We start from the raw sequence: 23,318 nt of genomic DNA, 5'->3' as shown, positions 1-23,318 counted from the left end.
ATGAGTGAACAGTCGGCTGCCCAAACAGATGCCCAGAAAGATCTGGCGAGCAAGCCGATTATTCCCTTGGTGTTCTCACTAGCTGGCCCGGCGATTGTGGCCCAAGCCGCGAACGCGCTGTATACGATTATCGACCGCCTGTTCATCGCGCATATTCCCGAAGTCGGTGATCTGGCCATCGCAGGCATCGGCATCTGCTTCCCGGTGACTATCGCGGTGGCTGCCTTCGCGCTGTTGATTGGCTCGGGTGGCGCGCCGCTGGCCTCCATAGCGCTCGGCAAAGGCGATGTGCGTGGCGCCGAACGAATCCTCGGCGCCAGCACCGCCATGCTGATCGCCATATCGCTCACGCTGACCGTACTGCTGGAACTTACCAAAGAGCCGGTGTTGCGAGCGTTCGGCGCCAGTGATCATACGTTGCCGTATGCCTCGGATTTCCTGAGCGTCTACCTGCTGGGAACATTGTTCGTGCAAGTGACGCTTGGCCTCAATGCTTTCATCTCCGCACAGGGCAAGGCGATAGTGGCAATGGTGTCGGTGCTGATCGGTGCCGGAGCCAGTGTGATTCTTGACCCGATGTTCATTTTCTGGCTTGACATGGGCGTGCGTGGCGCCGCCATGGCCAATGTGATATCGCAATTCCTATCCGCAGCGTGGATCATTGCATTCCTGGCTTCGCCTCGCAGCGCCATACGGTATCGGTCAGCGCGGCTGAGGATTGACCGGACCGTACTGCCGGTACTGGCACTGGGCGCCTCGCCATTTGTGATGCAGCTGACCGAATGCGCGATCAACGTGGTGTTCAACAGTCAGCTTTCCCGACTTGGCGGCGATGAGTACGTGGCGGCCATGACCATCATCACCAGCACCATGCAGCTGATCTACGTGGTGAACAACGGGTTGCAACAAGGTCTGCAGCCCATTATCAGCTGCAACTATGGGGCGCGAAACTATGCTCGCGTGCGGTACGCGTATCGGCTGGGAATCGGATTGCTGCTGGTCGTGATGTCCGCCATGGTGACGGTGATTGCGATAGTTCCCGAATCGTTCGCACGGCTGTTCACCGCCGATGCCGGCATCATCGCCATTGTCGGCTCCATGATGCCACTGTTCGTCTGCGGTTGGGGCATCTTCGGCATCCAATGCGGCGTGCAATGCACGTTGGTCGGATTGGGATTGGCGAAACCATCGCTGTTCCTGGCTATTCTGCGCAAAATCATTCTCTTGATTCCTTTGGCATTCATCCTGCCGCAATTCATCGGCGTGGTGGGCGTGTTCGCCGCCGAGCCCATCTCGGACATCGCTTCAGCGCTGGTGTCGGTGTTTGTGTTCCGGCATGCGGTGTCGCAGGTGGTGCCGCGTGCTGAGGCTCCTGCTCAAGCCGCATAGATGGCAAAGTATTGCGGATTGGACAGGAGCCTCAGCTTGGCTGCATGTGGGGTTGAACTGTGGCCGATTGCCGATTTGACTGCTGCCTGATTAGGTTATATGGTTAGTTACATGAGTAACTAACCAATGAAGTGGCTGGTTATGCTGCTCCTCTACTTGCATAAGGCCGTCCGAGCCATATCGGTCAGGCTGTCCCAACCATCGTTGATTCCAATGTCGCACCACAGCCGCAGGAGGTGAACCAAACCTTGCGTTTCGATGATTCCAGTGGCGAACCACTGTTCCGGCAGGTGGCCGACCAGCTGAACGAGGCTATTGTGCTGGGGCTCTACAAGGAAGGTGACCAAGTGCCGAGCACCACCGAGATATCCACCACCTACCGCATCAACCCTGCCACCGTGCTCAAAGGCATGAACCTGCTGGTGGAACGCGGGCTGCTGGAAAAGCGCCGCGGTCTGGGTATGTTCGTTGCTCCCGGCGCGGTGAATCGCGCTCGCAACGCCAAGCGCGAGGAGTTCCTTTCCAGCCAACTGCCTCAATTCATCGCCGAGGCACAGCGCCTGGGCTTCGGCCTCAAAGAACTGACCGAGCTGATTGAGAAGGAGTATGCATCATGAGCGCAACGGATTATGTTGCAGCTGCTGAGGATGCGGCAACCGATGCGACGCTCACCATTACCGATTTGCGCAAACGCTACGGTTCAACCGTGGCGTTGAACGGCGTGAACCTTACGCTGCGGCCGGCCATCTACGGTCTGTTCGGGCGCAACGGGGCCGGCAAATCCACGCTGATGGGCGTGATTGCCAATCGTCTGCTGCCGAGCAGCGGCTCAATTGAACTTGATGGCACGAGCGTGTTCGAGAACGAAGCCGCACAATCACGCATCTGTCTGCTCAACGAAACCGTGCCATTCATGGTCGGCGTTCGACTCAACACGATCTTCAAGCGCGAAGAACGCTATTACGGCGGCTTCGACTGGGCGTTCAGTGCTCGCATGCTCGCTGAATTCGGCATTATACCAGGCAGTTTGTATGGTCAGCTCTCGCTCGGCCAACGCATGATCGTGCGATTGGTGGCGGCCCTGTGCGTACCGGTGGACGTGCTGCTGTTGGACGAGCCGGTACTTGGCCTCGATGCCACCAATCGTGAATCGTTCTACAGGTTCCTGCTCGAATCGTTCAGCGAACATCCGCGCATCATCGTGCTCTCGACCCATATCATCAATGAAATCGCGCATGTGGTGGAACGGGTGGCCATTCTCGACCAAGGCAGAATCATCGACGAATTCGATGCCGAATCGGCGAGCTCGCGAGCAACCGTTTTGGTCGGTGAGGCTGATCGGGTAACCACATTCGCTGCCAGTAGCCAGCTGCAAATCATTTCCCGCGAGGAGATGGGAAAGCTGCTTTCCGTGGTAGTGCGCGGGCAGATTGACCCTTCTGAATTGCCGGTGGGAGTATCCGCTAACCGGCTTGGGCTGCAGGAGTATGTCATATGTGCCACGTCATCTCCGGAAACATCGCAATCCGTCAACGTTGCAAACATTGCAGATGCAATGCTGCCATCCCAGAAAGGCCAATGACATGACTGGCAAAACCTACGGATTGAGCAGGCAATTCCTCCTGACGTTGCGCCGCTGCCTCACGGTGTATGGCGTGGTGCTTGCGGTAGGGCTGCTGCTGTTCGTGCCGCTGTGCTATCAGTCGGTAATGCTCGGATACACCGGTTCAAGCGCGATAGTGTTTCCCGGAATCAACGATGTTGAGTATTACTTTCGAATCCTACTAATATTCACGGCGATGGCATGGCAATGGTTTTTCTTCGGCACAGCGCTCTGCCATGGGGTTTCGCGCAAGTCATACATGAAGGCCACCGCGATAAGCGCTGCGGTGGTGCCACTGGCGATGTCGGTGTTGTATCTGGCGGCACGATTCATCGTCATCGCCACGGGAACGGCGATGTGCTATGAGAAATCGGATGGATGCAGGCTCTCCGGTCCGTTCTATGCGCATCTATCCGAGCAGTTCCTGTATGCGTGGGAGCGATTGCCCTCGGATGCCTTCTCGGCGTGGGGTGCGACCTATTCGAAGGCGCTCGCAGCCGGTCCGCTGTTTGTGGGGTTGAAGTTCTTCTCGCTGATGCTCGCGTATGCGGCGATTGGTACGCTGGTTGGTGCCGTGTTGGCTTGGCTGGCGAACAAAGGAATCTGGGCGGCTGCAATTGCCATTGTTGCGTTCTGGTATGCGGCTCAGCAGCTGAGCTCCTCGATGTCGATGTTGCTGTATGTGCCCAAGATGCAGATGGTAGGCGCGTTCTTTAAACGTGGAACCGCGCAGAATCGATTGGTGCAGGCCATGTCTGGGCGAGTGGTCAGCTACACCGCAGATGGCGTGGAAATTGGCACCTATGTGGTGTGGATTCCACTGGCTGAATCGCTGGTGCTGTTCGCGCTATGTATGTGGATTGTCTGGATGCTTACCAAACGCCGAGAAATCCACCCAGCCCGCCAGCGCGGTTGATGAGAAAGTAAGGCTTTCCTCTTGGCGACGAGGAGAGCCTTATTTCGTAATATGAACGCCCGCGACACACACATGTCTCAACCTGTGCTATGGTGTGAGGCATGCGGATTTTCTCATGTTGTTGTCGCTAACCGACGCCCCCGGGCGCACGGTCAGTGACGCATAACTTGAGAACGAGCATTCATATCGCAGCAAGTTGGCTGCGAATCTTTCCATGAATAACAACCGCGGAAGTTGGCGCGGTGTGATGGGTCGCATCACATCATCGGAAAACAGAGGATCGCAGCAGAACTCTTCACGTGAGCGAAGGGGTGTGGATGCTCCAATCAACATGAAGTCAATGTCCGCTCGTCCGGGAACGTCGGTTCACGAAAGCAACAGAACCGAATCGCTTACACCACAAACCCAGAGCAAAACCCAACAACCCCGGACCAAAGGACTTCACATGACCATCCACAACAGCCTCGCGGAACTCATCGGCAACACCCCGCTCGTCAAGCTGAACCACATTCCCCAGGCGGCCGGAGTCAAGGCCACCATCGCCGTCAAAGTCGAATATTTCAACCCCGGCGGTTCCTCCAAGGACCGCATCGCCGAGCGCATCATCGATGCCGCCGAGCGTTCCGGCCAGTTGAAGCCCGGCGGCGTCATCGTGGAACCCACCTCCGGCAACACCGGCGTCGGCCTGGCCCTTGTGGCCCAGCAGCGTGGCTACCGCACCATCTTCACCCTGCCGGACAAGGTCTCCGAATCCAAGCGTGCGGTGCTGCGCGCCTACGGTGCCGAAGTCATCGTGACCCCCACCGATGCCGGCCCGGACGACCCGCGTTCCTACTACCAAGTGGCCGAACGCCTCGCCAACGAAATCCCCGGTGGCTTCCGCCCGAACCAGTACGACAACCCGAACGGCCCGGAAAGCCATTACTACACCACCGGACCTGAAATCTGGGAGGCCACCGACCATAAAATCACCCACTTCGTTGCCGGCATCGGCACCGGTGGCACCATTTCCGGCACCGGCAAGTACCTGAAGGAAGCCTCGAACGGAGCGGTCAAGGTCATCGGCTCCGACCCGGAAGGCTCCATCTACTCCGCCGACTCGCTCGCCGACGTGCACCAGTACGACATCGAGGGCGTGGGAGAGGACTTCTACCCCAAGGCCTTCGACCGCAACATCACCGACGACATCGTCAAGGTGGGTGACGCCGAAGCCTTCGAAATGACCCGCCGCCTAGCCGGCGAAGAAGCGCTGCTCGTGGGCGGCTCCTCCGGCATGGCCGTGGCCAGCGCCATCAAGTACGCACTCGCCAACGATCTGGACGAAAACCAGCTCGTCGTGGTGCTCGCCCCGGATTCCGGCCGCAGCTATATGGAGAAGATCTTCAACGACGATTGGATGCGCGCCAACGGCTATGGCGATGTGGTGGACCGCACCACCAAGCCCTCCCTCGCCGAGCAATACCTCTGAATGATGCTGCAATAACCCGATATCAATAACACCAATACCAACACGCGCCGCACATGTCGGCAGCTGCCGTACTCTCGAAGGCAGCGCATAGGAAAGGAACACAACATATGTCCGCTGAATACAACGCAAAGTTCGCCCAGAACGCTCTCGCCACCCGCGCCATCCACGCCGGCCAGGAGCCCGACCCCACCACCGGTGCCGTGGTGACCCCGATCTTCGCCACCTCCACCTTCAAGCAGGATGGTGTGCTGGGCTTGCGCGGCGGCCATGACTACTCCCGCTCCATCAACCCCACCCGCACCAGCTTCGACGAGCAGCTGGCTTCCGTGGAAGGCGCCAAGTACGCGCTGAGCTTCTCCTCCGGCCTCGCCTCCATCGACGTGCTGCTGCGCTCCACCATCAAGCCCGGCGACAACATCCTGCTTGGCAACGACGTATATGGCGGCACCTACCGTCTGCTTGCCAAGGTGTTCGTGCCGTGGGGCGTGGGTCTCGACGTGATGGACATCACCGATCTGAAGGCCGTGGAAGCCGCCCTGTCCTCCAAGCATTATGAGTACGTGTGGGTTGAAACCCCATCCAACCCGTTGCTCAACATCACCGACATCGCCGCCACCGTTGAGGTTGCACACAAGTACGGCACCAAGGTAGCCGTGGATAACACCTTCGCGTCCCCGGCCCTGCAGCATCCGCTGGATGAGGGCGCCGACGTGGTGGTCTACTCCACCACCAAGTACATTGGCGGCCACTCCGATGTGGTCGGCGGCGCCGTGGTGCTGAACGACGAAGAGACCCGCGAAAAGGTGGCGTTCCTGCAGAATGCCGCCGGCGCCGTGCCTTCCCCGTTCGATTCCTGGCTGGATATTCGCGGCCTGAAGACCCTGGACCTGCGCGTCAAGCGCCACAGCGCCAACGCGCTGAAGGTGGCCGAATGGCTGGAATCCCAGCCGGCCGATGTGATTGAGCGCGTCTGGTACCCGGGCCTGGAATCCCACCCGGGCCACGAAATCGCCGCACACCAGATGCATGGCGGCTTCGGTGGCATCGTCTCCGTGCAGCTTGCCGCCGGTGCCGAAGCGGCCAAGCGTTTTGTGGACCACACGCAGATCTTCACGCTGGCCGAGTCCCTGGGCGGCGTGGAAAGCCTCATCGAGGTTCCGGCCGCCATGACCCACGCTTCCGTGGCCGGTACCACCCTGCAGGTGCCCGCCAACTTGGTGCGTATCTCCGTGGGCATCGAAAACGCGGACGACCTCATCGCCGACCTCAAGCAGGCCCTCGAGCGTCTGTAAATGTGCTAACTGCTTTGCAAGGGGTACATTCCGCTGACTTAAAACGTCTATCTGGGTTGTGAGGGGTACCGATTCACTGAAATGGCATCTATCATCACCGCCATTGCGCCGATGATAGATGCCATTTTGCGTGAAAGATACCCCTTACAGAGCAGATAGATGTCAGAATATACGGGAATGTACCCCTTGTAAGCGAGATAGTGTTTTTATAGCACTGTCCAAACGCTTCTTGACAGCATCGATGCGCTATGGTGGGAGCCATGACGGCACAGAATGCGGCACTTGCTGCGCTTAGGCAGTATTACGGTTATGACTCATTCCGGCCCGGCCAGCAGGGTATTGTTGAGGCCCTGCTCGCCGGCCGTGATGTTTTGGGCGTCATGCCTACGGGCGCCGGCAAATCCGTGTGTTATCAGATTCCAGCTGCACTGCTGCCAGGCGTTACGCTCGTGATTTCTCCCTTGATTTCCTTGATGCGCGATCAGGTCGATGCAGTGAACGATATTGGTCTGCCGGCCGCATTCGTCAACACCACGCAAGACATGGATGAGCAGGCCATGGTGCTTGCCCAGGCTGCCGCCGGGCAAATCAAACTGTTGTATGTGGCTCCGGAACGTCTGGAAACCAGCCGATTCCGCGATTTCGCCGCCCGAACGCCGATTTCTTTGATTGCAGTGGACGAAGCCCACTGCGTCTCCCAATGGGGGCAGGATTTCCGCTCCTCATATCTTGGCATCGGCGAATTCATCGCCGGTCTGCCGCAGCGCCCACCAATCGGAGCATTCACCGCCACCGCCACCGAACGGGTGCGGCAGGATATCATAGGGTTGCTTGGCCTTTGCGATCCAGCCATTACCGTGACCGGTTTCGATCGGCCGAACCTGTATTTCGATGTGGTCAAGCTTGAAACCAAATACAAGGTGGCATGGGTGGCCTCCTATATTGCCGAGCATGCGGATGAATCCGGCATTGTGTACTGCGCCACTCGAAAAAATACGGAAGATATTGCGGCAACGCTGAATGATATGGGCCATACCGCGGTCGCCTACCACGGCGGTATGAACGCAGATGTGCGAGAAAAAGCGCAACGTGATTTCATCACCGATAAAGTGCCGGTGGTGGTGGCTACCAACGCATTCGGCATGGGCATCGATAAATCCGATGTGCGCTTCGTGATCCACTACAACATGCCGGAATCCATCGAGGCTTACTATCAGGAGGCCGGTCGCGCCGGGCGAGACGGCGAACCGAGTCGTTGCACGCTGCTGTGGAATGAGTCGGATATTGTGACCCGACGCCGTTTACTTGACAGCGATTACGAAAACGACCGCATGACACCCGAGCAGCAGGAGATCGTGCGCCAATCCAAACGCCGCCTGCTCGATGGCATGATCGGCTACTGCCGTACCACGGACTGCCTGCATCGGTACATGACGCGGTATTTCGGCCAGGAACTGGCGGCCGCGGCTGGCGGAACCGATACGGCTGGCGAAGTCAACGGTAAATGCGGTGCATGCTCCAATTGCGAAAGCACGTTCGCCACCACTGACGTGACTCAGGTGGCGCGTGCCATCAGCCGTTGCGTGCACGATGTGAACCAGCGTGTCGGCTCAGGCAAGATCGTCAAGATTCTGCGCGGCTCCCAAGCTCAGGATCTGGCATGGCTGAATCCCGAGCAGTTGCCCACATTCGGCATGCTCAAAGATGTGAACACCGCATTGATTCGCGATGTGCTGAATCAGATGGCCACTGATGGGTACCTTTCCATCGCTGAAGGGCGGTTGCCCATCGTGCAGTTCGGCGTGCGTGCCGCGGAAACCGTTGCGCCTGGTTTCCATTACGAAATCAAGAAGGTGGAACGTAAGTCGGCATCTCGTGCGGTGCAGCGTGATATGCGTGCCGGGGGAGCGACTGGCGCAGAAGCTGCAGGTTCTGGTGCGCCGTTCAGCTCCTATGTGCCAGATGATGATGCCGAAGCCTTGTTCCAAAAGCTACGTGAGCTCCGTCGAACGATTGCACAGGAGATCGGCAAGCCGCCATACATCGTGTTCTCGGATAAAACACTGCGCGATATGGCAGTGATTCGGCCGGTCACTAACGCACAGTTCCTCGCCGTCAACGGTGTGGGTGAGCACAAGCTCGAGCTCTATGGCAAGTGTTTCATGGAAGCCGTGGCTGCCTTCAATGCAGGCAAGACGCAATAAGTCCGTGATAAGCCCCGATAACAAACGTCTATAGCGGGCATGCCCGTTGTGTGCACATGAACCAATATCGCTGACTACGATGGTTCTATAGAACAAGTCGTGCCTTTGTAACACACAAGAGAAAGGGAATCATGGCAGAAGAAACTCAGGAAAAGCCTGTTGTCGAATCGTTCCAGCTTGATCACACCAAGGTTAAGGCCCCATATGTGCGCTATATCGATATCGAAAAAGGCCCGCATGGCGATGTGATCTCCAATTACGATCTGCGCCTGACCCAGCCGAACAAGCAGGCCATTCCGACTGGTGGCCTGCACACCATCGAGCACACCATCGCCGTGCTGCTGCGCGAACGCATTCCGGGCTACATTGACTGCTCGCCGTTCGGTTGCCGTACCGGCTTCCATCTGTTGACCTGGGGCGAACACCCGACCGAAGAGGTGGCCAAGGCGCTGAAGGAATCCCTGGAATTCATCGCCTACAAGGCCACGTGGGATGATGTGCCGGCCACCACGGAGAAGAGTTGCGGCAACTATCGTGATCACAGCCTGTTCACCGCCAAGGAATGGGCAAAGCAGATTCTTGAAGAGGGCATCAGCTCCGATCCGTTCGAACGCAAGGTCGTTTGATTCCTGGCTGCGTTGAGATAACCCCGTCCACGCTATGACGTGGGCGGGGTTTCTTATGCGCGTGGCATGGTAGGTTTACCGTCAGTTCATACTTCGCATTGCGTTATGGCATTGCGCTGTCGTCGAGGGAAAGAGCACGGAAAGAGGTAAGAGGTGACTCAGCCGGACGCCACGGATAAAACGACGGGACGTTGTTTTCGCCATGCTACGATGCATGATTTGCCGCAGATGCAGAAGATTTATGCTCGTGCTCGTGCCCTGATGGCAGCCAATGGCAACCCGACTCAGTGGGGGACCGAATTCCCGCGTGAATCTGTGATTATCGACGACATCGCGAATCAACGCATGATGCTGCTGGTGGATGTAAAGGACGACCGAGAGAGGATTCTGGCTCAGTTTGCGCTGTGCCCGGGGGAGGATCCGACCTATGCCTCCATCGATGGCGCTTGGTTGGATAACGATGCTTATGTGACTATTCATCGTATCGCCTCATCCGGTTTGGTGCGTCATGCTGCCCGTGACTGCATTGCCTGGGCGTTGAAGCATTATGGCAATGTGCGTGCCGACACGCATCCGAATAACAAAGCCATGCAGCATGTGTTTGAAAGCGTTGGTTTCGCCCGTTGCGGACTGATCCAGCTGTTGGATAGGCCCACTGACACTACTCGTATTGCCTATCAGCGTCATGAGTGGTGAGATTTTTCCTCTGGCTCCCCATCGCTGATGGGAGCTGTCAGCGAATAAGTTATAGGCGTTGCAGGTATAGGAAAGGTCCGCTCAATCGAGTGGACCTTTCCAATGGTCAACGACCTGATCAGGCTTCAGTCTGCTTGACCTCAGCGGTTTCGGCCTTGGCCGCTTCAAGCTTGGAACGCTTGCGGCTGTAGCCGAAGTACACAATCAGGCCCAAGCCGAACCAGATGGCGAATCGCACCCAAGTCTCCCAATTCAGGCCCGCGATCAGCACGAAGCAGAACACGATGGAGACAATCGGAGTGAACGGCACCAGCGGAGCCTTGAAACCGCGATGCGCATCCGGCTGCGTCTTGCGCATCCACAGAATACCTGCGGACACGATGATGAATGCGGACAGCGTACCGATGTTCACCAGCTCGAACAGCACGTTGATGTTGATGAAACCACCGGCGATGGCGGTCAGGATGCCGAAGAACCAGGTGCCCTTGAACGGGGTGCGGTACTTCTCATGCACATGGCCGAAGAACTCCGGGAACAGACCGTCGCGGCTCATCGCATAGCAGATGCGGGACTGGCCGTAGAGCTGCACGAGCATCACCGTGGTCATACCGATCAGAGCGCCGAGGTTCACAATCACTGCCAGCCAGTTGAGACCGGTGGCCAGGATCACGCCGGCGACCGGGGCGTCGATGAAGTTGGCGAACTCCTTGTATGGCACCACGCCGGTCATGATGAACGTCATCACGATGTAGAGCACTGTGGAGATGGCCAGGGAGAGCAGGATGCCCTTCGGCAGTGTCTTGTTCGGATTCACGGTCTCCTCGGCGGAGGAGGAGACGGCGTCGAAGCCGATGAAGCTGAAGAACACAATGGAGGCGGCCGGCACAATGCCATACGGTTGCGTGGAGCCGGGCTGGAAGGTGTAGATGCCGTACGGGGAGAACGGATGCCAGTTGGCCGGGTTCACGAACCACACCGTGCAGACGATGAACAGCACGATGATAATGAGCTTGATCATCACCATGATGTCGTTGGTGCGCTTGGTCTGGTTGATGCCGATGGACAGCACCCAAGTGATCAGCAGCACAATCACGAAGCCGGGCAGGTTGAAATAGGTGGTGACGCCAGGAGTCGTGCCATAAGCGGCGGTCAATTCAACCGGCAGATGCAGGCCGAAGCCCTCGAGCAGTTTGTTGAAATAGCCTGACCAGCCGGCGGACACGGTGGCCGCCTGCAGCGCGTACTCCAGAATAAGGTCCCAGCCGATGATGAAGGCAATCAACTCACCGAATGCCAGATAGGCGTAGGAATAGGCGGAACCGGAAACCGGTGCCATGGAAGCGAATTCGGCGTAGCACAGGCCTGCGAAACCACAGCAGATGGCGGCGAGCAGGAACGAGACGGACAGTGCCGGGCCGGCGGTAAGCGCACCCTTGCCGGTAAGCACGAAGATACCGGTACCGATGATCGCGCCGATGCCGAGCATCGTCAGATCGAACGTGTGCATGGTGCGCTTTAGAGGGGTGGATTCAGATACAAGCTGATCCACGCTTTTCTTTCGGAAGAGATCCATGTTCTTCTCTCATGAACTTGGTTTATGGGGCTAAACCGGACGGATTTCCGGGATCCCGGCACGCCTCAACGCCGGGAATCAACAACGGTTCGCGTAATTGTTGTGAATCATGCGGAGAACCGTATAGTTTGCACAGTGTACGCCGTCCGCGCGGACAATAGTGTTACGCGTTCGTGATAACGGTCCCTCATGTGTAACTTTTGGGTTACTTTTCGTTCAAAGTTTGATGAAACGTGGTTTCAACGCCCGCACGTCATATTGTCGCGCAAGAATAGGGACTCATGAGCATGAATGCAGCACCTGACATTGATTTTTCCGGCGAGCAGGGCAAGGCCAACTATGCGGCCGCCCGTCGCCAATACCCCGCACAGGCCATCGTGGATCTGAAGGCCTTGCGGGACAATATGGCCCACTTGGTCTCCGTGGTGGGCGGCCCGAACTCAGGCACTGCCGTGATGGGCGTGGTAAAGGCCGACGCATACGGCCACGGTCTGTTGCCGGCCGCTTTGGCCGCTTTGGCAGGTGGCGCCACCTGGCTCGGCACCGCGCAATCGCATGAGGCGTTGCTGCTGCGCAAGCTCGGCATCGGCCCCGACCGCTGCCATATTCTGACTTGGGTGTACAACGGCACCGAAGTTCCGTTCGACGAGCTGATTGCCGCCGATATCGATGTGTCCGTTGGCTCGCTGCCCGGTATCGATGCCGTGGCCGCAGCCGCGCGCAAGCTCGGCAAGCCGGCTCGCGTGCATGTGAAGGTTGACTCCGGATTTGGCCGCAATGGTTTTACCCCGGCTGGTTTTGGTGCGGCGCTCGCCAAACTGGTGCCGCTCGCGCACGAAGGCGTGATCGAAATTATCGGCCAGTGGAGCCATTTGGCTGTGGCCGATTCTCCGGATGTGCCGGAATTCGTGGCCTCCACCGACCGTCAGATCGAAACGTTCAAGGACTTCACTCGCCGTATGGAAGCCGCTGGCATTCCGCCTCGGATTCGCCATCTGGCCAACACCGCGGCCACGCTGGATCGGCCGGAGATTCATTTCGAGCTGACCCGCCCGGGTATCGGCCTGTACGGTTACGAGCCTGACCCGGCCATGGGCACCCCACGCGACTGGCATCTGACCCCGGCCATGCGCCTGCAGGCCCAGCTCGGCACGGTAAAGGATGTGGAGGCCGGCCACGGCATCTCCTACGGCCGCACCTATCTGACTCCGGACAACACATCCACCGCCATTGTGCCGCTCGGCTACGCGGACGGCATTCACCGCTCCGCTTCCGGCTTCGATATGCAAGGCGCCAAGCACGTGGAGAAGGAAGGCGGCCCGGTGCGCATCATGACCACACAAGGTCCGCGTTTGCTGCGCGTGTGCGGCCGTGTGTGCATGGACCAGTTCATCGTGGACCTGCACGGTTCGGCAGCCGAGCTCGGCGTGCACGAGGGCGACACGGTGGAGCTGTTCGGCCCCGGTCGCGGCGAGGACTTCGCCGAGCCGACCGCCGATGATTGGGCTCGTGCCGCCGACACCATCAGCTACGAGATTTTCACCTGCCTGAGGAACCGCATTCCGCGCCTTTACGAGCACGCCGCCGAAGTGCTGCCGCCGGAGGATCTGGCTAAGCTCGATGCCTCGACGCTGTTGTAAATCATATTTCGTACCATGAAGCTATGGAAACAACGAGGGATGGGGAAACGGTACTGGTGAATGAGGGCTACAGCGCCTTTGATGAGGAGCGCTGGGCCCCCGAGCCACCGAAATCCAAATCGCGCACGGCTTTTGAACGTGATCGCGCGCGACTGATCCATTCCTCGGCGCTTCGCCGCCTTGGTGCCAAGAGTCAGATTCTGATTGCCGGAACTGATGATTTCGCCAGAACCCGTTTGACGCACACGTTGGAAGTAGCCCAGATCGGCCGTCAAATCGGTGCTCTTCTTGGATGCGACCCGGATGTGGTCGATTGCGCATGTCTCGCTCATGATCTTGGGCATCCGCCATTTGGGCACAACGGTGAGCGTGCGCTTGCCGATATTGCCAAAAACATCGGTGGATTCGAGGGCAATGCCCAAACCTTGCGTATTTTGACCCGTTTGGAACCCAAAGTGTTCCATCCTGACGGGCGCTCCGCTGGCGTGAATCTGACCCGTGCGGCTCTGGACGCCGCCGTCAAATACCCCTGGACGCTGGCGGAAGCCGACCAGCATCCGAAAGGGGAGCGGTCCAAGAAATTCTGCGTCTACCCGGACGATGAGCCCGTATTCCGTTGGTTGAAGCAACACGCTCCTGAAGCCACCAAGCCAATGGAATGCCAGATCATGGATCTTTCCGATGACATCGCCTATTCAGTGCATGATGTGGAGGATTCCATCGCCACCGGGGCGTTCGATCCGATCGTGCTGGCCGACCCGCAGATCTTGGACCACATCATCGAACAGACGCGTGCATGGTATGGCGCGAAGTGGGATGCCGACAAGCTGCTCGCCGCATTCATGAGATTCCGCCGTGAGCATGTATTCCCCGCGCATTTCAACGGATCCCGACAGGCGTTGGCACAGCTGAAAAACATCACGTCCGATCTGATCGGGCGGTTCTGCTGGTCGGTGGAAACCGCCACCAGAGATACCTATGGCGAAGGGCCTTTGACCCGGTACTCCGCCAACATCGTGATTCCCGAGGAAACCAACTACGAGATCGTGGCGCTCAAGGGCATTGCCGTGTACTTCGTCATGGCGCCGCGTGAACGTGAACCATTCCATCAGGAAGAGCTGAAGATCGTCGAGGATCTGATTGATGTGCTGATGGCTGATTCTCCGGCTCCTTCGGATGCATTGGAAAGCCAATTCCTGGCTGACTGGAATGAATGCACCAACGATGATGAGCGCTTGCGCGTGGCCATCGATCAGGTGGCATCCCTGACCGATGGCTCCGCACTGGCATTGCACTCGATTCTGTGCTGAGCCGCGTTCTTTTCGCCGGGGCTGAAAGGGGAGGGCAAAAATTTACCCTGTCCGCAATCAGGCGGTAGTCTAGAGAACTATGGTCGGGATGATTAAGAAAGAAGACGTTGAGAAGGTGCGCGCTGCCGCGGACCTGTATGACATCGTATCCGCGACCGTAACGTTAAAGCCTTCCGGCACCGGTACCTATGTGGGCCTGTGCCCCTTCCATGACGAGAAAACCGGCAGCTTCAACGTGCGTCCGTCGCTCGGCGTCTGGCATTGCTTCGGTTGTGGTCTGGGCGGCGACGTGTTCAAATACGTGGAGCAGTCGGAGAACATCGACTTCCGCGAGGCCGTGGAGCTGCTTGCGGACAAGTACCACATCGAACTGCATTACGAGAACAGCGGCAATGGTGCAGGTCGTCCGGACGGTACGGGCTCCAAGCGTACGCGGCTGCTGGAGGCCTGTGAGGAAGCGCAGCGATTCTTCGTTTCGCAGATTCTGACCCAGGAAGCACTGCCCGCGCGCAAACTGCTGGGAGGCCGCAACTTCTCGCAAGCCGACTGCGAACGCTTCGGCTGTGGATACGCACCACAGGGTTGGGATAATCTCGTACGCCATCTGGCGTCCAAAGGCTTTACGCAACAGGAGATTCTTGACGCCGGCTTGGCCCGTCAAGGCCAGCGCGGCATCTACGATTATTTCCGTGGCCGTGTGACTTGGCCCATCCGCGATTCGACCGGTCGCACGCTTGGCTTTGGCGCTCGCAAGCTGTATGAGGACGATCAGATTGCGGCGAAATACATCAATACGCCGGATACGCAGCTCTATCGCAAGACCCAAGTGCTCTATGGCATCGATTTGGCCAAGTCCGCCATTGTTAAGAAACGTCAAGTGGTGATCGTCGAAGGTTATACCGATGTGATGGCCATGCATTTGGCCGGCATCGATACCGCCATCGCCACCTGCGGCACCGCATTCGGTGCCGAGCATGCGAAAATCGTACGCAGGCTTATCGCCGACGATTCGCTGGGGGCTGTGCAATTGGTCGGCCCGCTTAAGGTCAAGGATCAGCCGTTGAGCTCGCGCATCGTGTTCACGTTTGACGGTGATGCGGCCGGTCAGAAAGCCGCGTTGCATGCGTTCGGGCTGGATTCGGCCTTCCTCTCCCAGACCTTCGTAGCCGTGGCGGAGAACAATCTCGACCCCTGTGACTTGAGAATCGAGCGAGGTAATGAGGCGGTACGATCGTTGATCGCCCATGCCAAGCCACTTTATGATTTTGTCATTGATACCGCCATCGCGCGTTTCGACCTGACCTACACACCAGGCCAGGTGGGGGCCATGAAAGCCGTGGCACCGCTCGTGGCGCAAATTCGAGACCGCTCCCTGTGGGATGCCTACGCGCGTAAGGCGGCAGGGCGCATCGGCGTGGATTTGGAGGTGATGCGCCGCGAAGTGATGAGCGCACGCCGTCAGTTGCATGTGCGTGATGAAGATGCATACGCCGCTAAACGTCGCTTCCAGAATGAATCGCCGCGTGTGGAGCCAGGCACCAATCCATACGACAACCCGGCTGCGCGCAAAGCGTTGGAACGCCAGGACGCCAAGGAACAGGCGTACTTCAAAATCGACGATGCCGTATTCATCGCCGAGCAGCAGTTCATGGCCACATTGATACAGGTGCCGCGTGCCATTGATCGTACGATGTTCAGTCAGTTGACGCTTGACCATTTCATGAGCCCAGTGTTCCGCACGTTGTTCCAGGCAATCGCTGCGGCTGGTGGATTGCCGAACGATGATACGCCGCAAGGCCTGTGGATGCATAACCTCACCAAGGCCGGCGGGCCTATGCTCAATCAGGTCATTAACGAGCTTGCCGTTATGCCGTTGCCGTTGCCGGGAGACGATACCGGCAACGGGGCGCAACCTCCACAGCCTATTGTTCCGGGCAATGCAGCTGCTGTGCAGTTACGTCCCGCCACCAAGGAAGAGCAGCGGTATGCCTCCGAACTGCTCACCAGGTTGTTGGATATGGGTTTCATGCGTCAGATCGGCTTGGCCAAACGCCGTATGGCACAATTGCCGGATGGTGAGGAGAAGATCGCGCTCCTCGGTCAGATCACCCGAATGGAAACCGCGCGCAAGGATCTGCAGGCACAGGTCTACGGCAATACGATTGGCTAGCCAACTGCGTTTGCTGTCCATGGCATTGCCCGCGCCGTGGTGCCATCAAGGATGTGATGCCACGGAGCATGCGCTCGCAGCTGGTAGGGGGTGTTGAGTCCAGTCCATCAGTGCTAAGCTCATGTTCAAACGTGAGATGAGTCACGTTGCGGATGCCAATGAAGGGGTCTCCGAACGTATGGTTTCGGAGTGATGAGAAGGGCGAGTCATCGTGGAATCGCAGCAGCCAGGCAACGACAATAACCAACATGCCCAGCCGCAATCAGAGCAATGGCAGCAGGGAAACGGGCAGAACACTGGTGCGAGCCCATGGCCGTCACAAGGCCAATACGGTCAGTACGGTCAATACAACCAGTATGGTCAGCAGTCGCCTCAGTCTGTGCAACCGCAGTATCAGCCGGGCCAATACGCCCAGCCGCAAGGGCAATGGCCGCAGCCTGGCCAATACCCCCAGCAGCCCCAATACGCACAAGGCCAGCCACAGTTCCAGCCGCAATACGCCCAGCCGTATCCGCAATCCAACCAGCCTTATCAACCAGCGGCATCGGCACAACAGCCTGGCTACCCTGTACAGCAGCCCTATCAACCGCAGAACCAGCAGCAGATTTACCCAGGTCAGCCGCAGCCCAATGGTCAAAACACATCGCACAAGGCCAAACGAGGCAAGCAGCCCAAGGTCAAAGGCCAGAAGCGCAAGCCAAAATGGTGGATCATTCTCATAGCCATCGTGGCGGTACTGGCACTGGTGTTCGGTGCCGTGAGCATTGGCGGCTATTACATGATGAAAGCGGACGGTGCCATCGACGGCATCATGGCCGACTCCACCATGCCCACCAAAGAGCAGGCCTATGCCGGCATGCCGAGCGACAAATACCAGTTCAAAGACCCCATTGCCGTGGATACCTATTATGAGTTCGAACTCATCATGAAGGATCCGGTCAAGATCAAAGACAGTGTCAAGTGGGGCGAGGCCCAGATGACGGGTGTTGACTTGAGCCTTGACGATTGCGTGCGCGTCTACCAGGATTCCTCATTCGGCGTACCGGTGCCCACAACGACGATCGCCACCGAACCATTCGACGACAAAGAAGGCACCGGCACCATCACCCTGTCCGGCAGCATGGATTTGCCGAAAGATATGCAGCACGGCGACTCCATCGGCAAGGAGCGCGGTTTCCTGCCGTCGGACGGTTATTACTACGTGCAATACGTGGGCGCGAACGGCAAGAAACTCGCCAAGCCCATCGTGCAATTCTTCCGCGTCAAGGAACATACGGACATCACCCGTCTGCCGCAGGTGAACAACGTGACGCCCGTTGTCAACAAGGATGGCGGTGTCGACATCTCATGGGACAAGGTCGATGGTGCGAAGTCGTACAACGTGTACGTGTACATCACACGTAAGGCAATCGGCAAAGATGGCGACGAAAATTACATGCCAGCAACGCGATCCATCAAGAAAATCGGATCCAGTACCAAGACCGAACTCCTTTCCGCCGACTATGACAAGCCGAAGGAATACAAGGACGATACGCTCGGCACCAGTGTGCTGAAGCAGAACATGGCATTCCAGTCGCTAGCCGTGGAGAGCCAGGACACCATCGAGCAGTGCCAGAAATCCACGCAGGAATACTGTGCTGAAATCCTGCAGGATGCCGGCGGTTCGTGGGATGCCGATTCGGCGGGCAAACTGTACATCGTGGTGACCGCCGTCGATAAGGACGGTCATGAAGGCCGCTGGCATGCGGTCGATGCCAATAGTTTGGTGCCCACCATTCCCATCGGTCAGGCAACGCAGGCGCAGACCAATCAGTGGAGTTACGGCTTGAAGGGCGTCTTCGGTGAAGGCAACACCACCGAAGAAGATATGCAGGCCTACGTGTACACGTTCGTGGAAATGGCGAATGGCGCCACGGTGGCAGTGCCCAGCGAATTCAGCGATCTGACCAGCAACGGCAGGAATGGTTGGAAATTCACTTACAGTGCGCCTGGAACCAAGATCAAAAACACCGGAAGCGTGTATTACGAAGGTGATTTGACCCAGACCTTCGGCCAAATCACCAAGGCCGCCACCGATGCACTGCCCAAGGCTGGCGGTGTGCTTGACCGACTCAATTCGGTTGGTAAGGCGGACTGGACCGGATACGACAAGAAGAAGATTGATTCCGACACCAAGGAATCCCCGCTCTTCAACTTCGCATCCACTGATTTCGGCAAGTACCTGGCCAACAACATCCTCAACGGCCACGAGGTGATTGACATCACCAAGTATGCGAACGATCAGTACCAGACCAGTACGCAGGATGTAATGGCCGAGGTGACATATCAGAACCCGTATATTGCCATGGTGTCCGATCGCGTGAACTACACGGTTCGTAAGAACGGCAACAAGACGGTGATGTGGGTCAAGTATCCGGATGACTACCAGCAACGCCAGCAGGAAGTCGAGAATCTGGTGAACTCCGCCAAGGGGCAATTCCAGGGATCCGACAGCGATAAGGCCATTGCCATCGACCAATTCCTTGCCGGCAAGATGGAATACGACTTTGATGCGTCCAATGCCGTAGGTGGCCGAGACAACAGCAGTAATGCGTTCGAAAGCGATAGTGCCATGAAGCAGTATCCGGATGCATGGAGCGTGTATGGCATGGTCAGCGGCAAGGGCGTGTGCCTGTCGTACGCCTACGCATATCAGGCTCTGGCCAAGGCCGCAGGTTTGGATTCGCGTGTGGTGGTCGGTTCCGTGTCCGGTACGAGTGTTCCTCACGCATGGAACTACGTGCACATCAACGGCGAATGGTTGCTCATGGATTCCACATGGGACGATGATGGCAGCACGGCGATTGACAAGTACCAGCTCAAGAAGCCGGCTGAAGTAACCGATCACTTCGCCTTCGACCAAGAATGGACTCTGGCCTCCGAAGCTGGTGACTACAAGTAAACAGGCAAGCAATAGACGGCCATGACGTAGTTATGCCGTCATAATCTCGGCCAATGTGCCTCCTTTGTGCTTTACGCGTACAGAGGAGGCACATTTGTTTTTGAGAAAATGTTCAGACCTGAAACATTTCCGCAATTATCATGTGCCCGAATGTTTTGTGCATCGATGGTGCACAACGAATCGCTAAGAGTCGCACATGAGAGGGAAGACATGACAACATTGCGCAATGCTGCTGCATGCGGCATAAGCATCGCACTTGCAGCCGGCTTATGCCTAGCCGGTGTGTCAAGCGCACAAGCAGACACAGCCTCCACCGTCGTATCACCGGCTGCCCAAGAGGATGGTGTGCGCAATTATGTGCTGAACTTGCCGGAAAGCACTTCGGCAACCCAGCTTGACGCGGTTGTTAACGCGGCTGAACAGCTGGGCGCCAAACCATTGATGAAGTATCCGCAGCTGCATGCCGTATTTGTGCAGGCACAGGCCAAGGATTTCGCGCAGCAGGTTGCCGTTGCCTCGCAGAAGGCCGGCGTCACCTTGGATTCCGTTGGTGCCACACGTACCGCTGTGGTCACCGGTCAAGAGGATCTGTTCAGTGGCGATGGTAGCGATGCCGATTCGAGCGCGGACAGTGAGGCCAGCAAGCCGGCGGAGGCAAAGTTGGAAAGCGAAGAATCGCAATCCTATAAGACCTCCAAGGATTCCGCACAAGCTGCTGCTGATGCTACTGATGCTGACAGCACGAATGCTGCCGGTCCTACGGCTTCAAGCGAATCCGATCCGGATGTGACCGAAGACAAGGCATGGGGTATTATCGCCACCGGCGCCAGCCAGGCGTTGCCGGTCATCGAACATAACGTGAAGCTCGCCAAAACTGTGGTCGGCATCCTCGACTCCGGCGTGGACGACACCCACCCGGATATCGCTCCGAACTTCGATGCAGCCGATTCCGCCAACTGCAATGTGAACGGTATTCCGGACAACTCATTCGGTGCATGGCGCCCAACTTCGAACGCGCACGGTACGCACACCGCGGGTACGGTGGCCGCCGCGCACAACGGCATCGGTGTGGACGGCGTCGACCCGCAGGCCACCATCGCTGCAGTCAAGACCGGCAACGACGATGGTTTGCTGTACCCCGAATACGTGACCTGTGCCATGGTCTGGGCCGCCGATCATCATTTTGCTGCCACCAACAACAGCTACAGCGTTGACCCGTGGCTGTACTGGGTGCCGAGCGACCCGACGCAGACCGCCGGTTACGAGATTATCCGCCGTGCCGTGGCATACGCCACCTCGCAGAACGTGGTGACCGTGGTGGCCGCAGGCAACGAAGACTCCGATCTGGACCATCCGACCACCGATTCCGAAAGCCCGTATGATGGCACGGCAATCCCGAACCGTGATGTGAGCAACGGCGTTCAGCTGCCCTCCATGCTGCCTGGAACGGTAATCGTTTCCTCCAGCCGCAAGGCTTCCGTGACCAATCCAGGAGCCGGCATATTCCCGCTGACCCGACCGGATGACCCATACGGTTCCAACTATGGCGAGAAGACCATTACCGTGAACGCTCCTGGCGACCGCATTTACTCCACTACGCCGGTCACACCAGTGGATTGGAACAAGGCCGAGTACGACACCTTCAGCGGCACCTCAATGGCCACGCCACATGCCACCGGTGTGGTGGCGTTGATTCGCGGCATCCACCCGGACTTTACCGCCGCGCAGACCGTTGCATTGCTCAAGAAGCAGGCCGGATACGATTACGATCTCATCGCTGCTCCTACGGATGGCGCCGAATTCCGCGGCGCTGGTCTGGCCAACGCGTATGCTGCCGTAACCAAGGACCAGCCGCAGCCCAAGGTGCAAAGCGTGGAATACTCCACGGATGGCAATACATGGGCTCCGCTCGCGGATGGCGCTCGCCTGACCGGTGCCGTTGAGATTCGTGCCACGGTGGGTGGTTCGGTCTCCGCCGTTACGCTCAGCAGCGGTGATGCCAAGGCGCGAGGCGCTGCGGATGCCGGCAAGCCGGTTACCGTGACGCTGAAGCTCGACTATTCGAAGTTGGCGAAGGATACTGACAGCGAGCTCTCCATCGCCGCTGACGGTCTGAATTCCGCGCCGGATGCGGATGATGACATCAGCCAGTCCGTGCATTTCGTGGCTGCGGCTGCTGATAAGGGCAACAGCGAGAACAAGCCGGGTACTGGCACTGGAGACGCGAATAAGGATCATGCCAATGCGGCGAAGCCCTCCACTAAGAAGCCGGGTATGCCGCTAACTGGTAGCGATATCGCCGCCATTGCCGCGGTGATCGCCGTGCTGCTGGTTGCCGGTGGCGTGGTGCTGTTTGTTCGCCGGCGTGCGTGATATGTCTGAGCGAATGCTGATGCCCGACTGCTTCTGCTAGTGGTTGGTGATCGCAATACGCGGGGATGTGCTGAGAGATTGGCGCATCCCCGCTTTTGCGTGTGCTGGTTCATCCAATTGGATGGGTGAAGAGCTTGCCGATTGGCCCCATCCAAATTGGACTGTCTTGGTGGTATGCGAGTCCGTGCGTTTGATAATGAGCGGGACAACAACGTTCGCTATCAAACGAAGGGGATAATCAATGGCAGGTAATCGCGCGGAACTGAATCGTAATCTGGCCCAAATGCTCAAGGGTGGCGTGATCATGGACGTTACCACGCCTGAGCAGGCGAAGATCGCCCAGGATGCTGGTGCTTGCGCGGTGATGGCGTTGGAGCGCATTCCCGCCGATATTCGTGCGGCTGGCGGTGTCTCCCGTATGAGCGACCCAGCCATGATCAAGGGCATCCAGGAAGCCGTATCCATTCCGGTCATGGCCAAGGTGCGTATCGGTCACATTGCCGAAGCCCGTATTCTGCAGGCCATCGACATCGACTACATCGACGAATCCGAAGTGCTGTCTCCAGCTGATGATGTCTACCATATCGACAAGAACCAGTTCGATGTGCCGTTCGTGTGCGGCGCGAAGAACCTGGGCGAGGCGCTGCGCCGCATTGCCGAAGGTGCGGCAATGATTCGTACCAAGGGCGAGCCCGGCACCGGTGATGTGATTCAGGCCGTGCGCCATATGCGCACGATGAACAAGCAGATTCACGAGCTCGTCTCCCTGCGCGACGATGAGGTGTACGAGGCTGCCAAGCAGCTGGCTGTGCCTTACGATCTGGCCAAGTACGTACATGACAACGGCCGTCTGCCCGTCGTGAACTTCGCCGCTGGCGGTGTGGCCACCCCAGCTGATGCCGCGCTGATGATGGAACTCGGTGCCGAAGGCGTGTTCGTTGGCTCCGGCATCTTCAAGTCCGGCGATCCGGCCAAGCGTGCCGCCGCCATCGTCAAGGCCACCGCCAACTGGCAGGATGCTGATCTGCTCGCCAAGCTGTCCGAGAACCTCGGCGAGGCCATGGTCGGCATCAACGAAGACGAGATTCAGACCATCATGGCCGCCCGCGGAGAGTGA

16 protein-coding genes are annotated in these 23,318 nt (G+C 58.1%); 15 read left to right on the top strand and 1 reads right to left on the bottom strand.

Annotation, left to right across the window (positions count from 1 at the left end):
- From F7D08_RS07685 to F7D08_RS07645, 9 genes are all read left to right on the top strand, one after another.
- On the top strand, positions 1-1,389 hold the full coding sequence (locus F7D08_RS07685; RefSeq protein ID WP_152210056.1) for an MATE family efflux transporter: 1,389 nt from the start codon (positions 1-3) through the stop codon (positions 1,387-1,389).
- Positions 1,390-1,625: 236 nt separating this feature from the next.
- Entirely contained in the window at positions 1,626-2,006 is a 381-nt protein-coding gene (locus tag F7D08_RS07680) for a GntR family transcriptional regulator (RefSeq protein WP_226803435.1), read from the top strand.
- The gene (locus F7D08_RS07675; RefSeq protein WP_152210055.1) at positions 2,003-2,971 is read left to right on the top strand and encodes an ATP-binding cassette domain-containing protein; all 969 of its coding nucleotides are present in this window, start codon (positions 2,003-2,005) and stop codon (positions 2,969-2,971) included. The genes F7D08_RS07680 and F7D08_RS07675 overlap by 4 nt, the downstream gene beginning before the upstream one ends.
- 1 nt (position 2,972) lies before the next feature.
- A complete protein-coding gene (locus F7D08_RS07670; RefSeq protein ID WP_152210054.1) occupies positions 2,973-3,908 on the top strand; it encodes a hypothetical protein in 936 nt (311 codons plus the stop codon).
- A 445-nt stretch (positions 3,909-4,353) separates the two neighbouring features.
- Complete coding sequence (locus tag F7D08_RS07665) at positions 4,354-5,376, top strand: pyridoxal-phosphate dependent enzyme (protein WP_152210053.1); 1,023 nt, start codon at positions 4,354-4,356, stop codon at positions 5,374-5,376.
- A 107-nt stretch (positions 5,377-5,483) separates the two neighbouring features.
- Positions 5,484-6,668: a cystathionine gamma-synthase gene (locus F7D08_RS07660; RefSeq protein ID WP_152210052.1), complete on the top strand. Its 1,185-nt coding sequence runs from the start codon at positions 5,484-5,486 to the stop codon at positions 6,666-6,668.
- A gap of 260 nt (positions 6,669-6,928) precedes the next feature.
- Complete coding sequence (recQ, locus tag F7D08_RS07655) at positions 6,929-8,872, top strand: DNA helicase RecQ (RefSeq protein WP_152210051.1); 1,944 nt, start codon at positions 6,929-6,931, stop codon at positions 8,870-8,872.
- Positions 8,873-9,003: 131 nt separating this feature from the next.
- Positions 9,004-9,498, top strand: coding sequence for an S-ribosylhomocysteine lyase (locus tag F7D08_RS07650; protein ID WP_152210050.1), 495 nt, complete (start codon positions 9,004-9,006; stop codon positions 9,496-9,498).
- Positions 9,499-9,708: 210 nt separating this feature from the next.
- Positions 9,709-10,194, top strand: coding sequence for a GNAT family N-acetyltransferase (locus tag F7D08_RS07645; RefSeq protein WP_226803434.1), 486 nt, complete (start codon positions 9,709-9,711; stop codon positions 10,192-10,194).
- Positions 10,195-10,312: 118 nt separating this feature from the next.
- Here the strand turns inward: F7D08_RS07645 and F7D08_RS07640 are convergent, their stop codons facing one another.
- A complete protein-coding gene (locus F7D08_RS07640) occupies positions 10,313-11,767 on the bottom strand; it encodes an APC family permease (protein ID WP_152210048.1) in 1,455 nt (484 codons plus the stop codon).
- Between the two features lie 281 nt (positions 11,768-12,048).
- Here F7D08_RS07640 and alr point away from each other — a divergent pair, with 281 nt between their 5' ends.
- From alr to pdxS, 6 genes are all read left to right on the top strand, one after another.
- A complete protein-coding gene (gene alr, locus F7D08_RS07635) occupies positions 12,049-13,407 on the top strand; it encodes an alanine racemase (RefSeq protein WP_152210047.1) in 1,359 nt (452 codons plus the stop codon).
- Between the two features lie 23 nt (positions 13,408-13,430).
- The gene (locus F7D08_RS07630) at positions 13,431-14,717 is read left to right on the top strand and encodes a deoxyguanosinetriphosphate triphosphohydrolase (RefSeq protein ID WP_152210046.1); all 1,287 of its coding nucleotides are present in this window, start codon (positions 13,431-13,433) and stop codon (positions 14,715-14,717) included.
- A gap of 79 nt (positions 14,718-14,796) precedes the next feature.
- Positions 14,797-16,887: a DNA primase gene (dnaG, locus tag F7D08_RS07625; protein ID WP_152210045.1), complete on the top strand. Its 2,091-nt coding sequence runs from the start codon at positions 14,797-14,799 to the stop codon at positions 16,885-16,887.
- Between the two features lie 211 nt (positions 16,888-17,098).
- Complete coding sequence (locus F7D08_RS07620; RefSeq protein WP_152210044.1) at positions 17,099-19,828, top strand: transglutaminase domain-containing protein; 2,730 nt, start codon at positions 17,099-17,101, stop codon at positions 19,826-19,828.
- A gap of 210 nt (positions 19,829-20,038) precedes the next feature.
- Entirely contained in the window at positions 20,039-22,201 is a 2,163-nt protein-coding gene (locus F7D08_RS07615) for a S8 family peptidase (protein ID WP_193316242.1), read from the top strand.
- A 241-nt stretch (positions 22,202-22,442) separates the two neighbouring features.
- The gene (gene pdxS, locus F7D08_RS07610) at positions 22,443-23,318 is read left to right on the top strand and encodes a pyridoxal 5'-phosphate synthase lyase subunit PdxS (RefSeq protein ID WP_033889567.1); all 876 of its coding nucleotides are present in this window, start codon (positions 22,443-22,445) and stop codon (positions 23,316-23,318) included.

It is taken from the genome of Bifidobacterium cebidarum (genome assembly GCF_009193305.1).
Classification (GTDB): domain Bacteria; phylum Actinomycetota; class Actinomycetes; order Actinomycetales; family Bifidobacteriaceae; genus Bifidobacterium; species Bifidobacterium cebidarum.
This window is presented reverse-complemented; position numbering and strand designations above follow the sequence as displayed.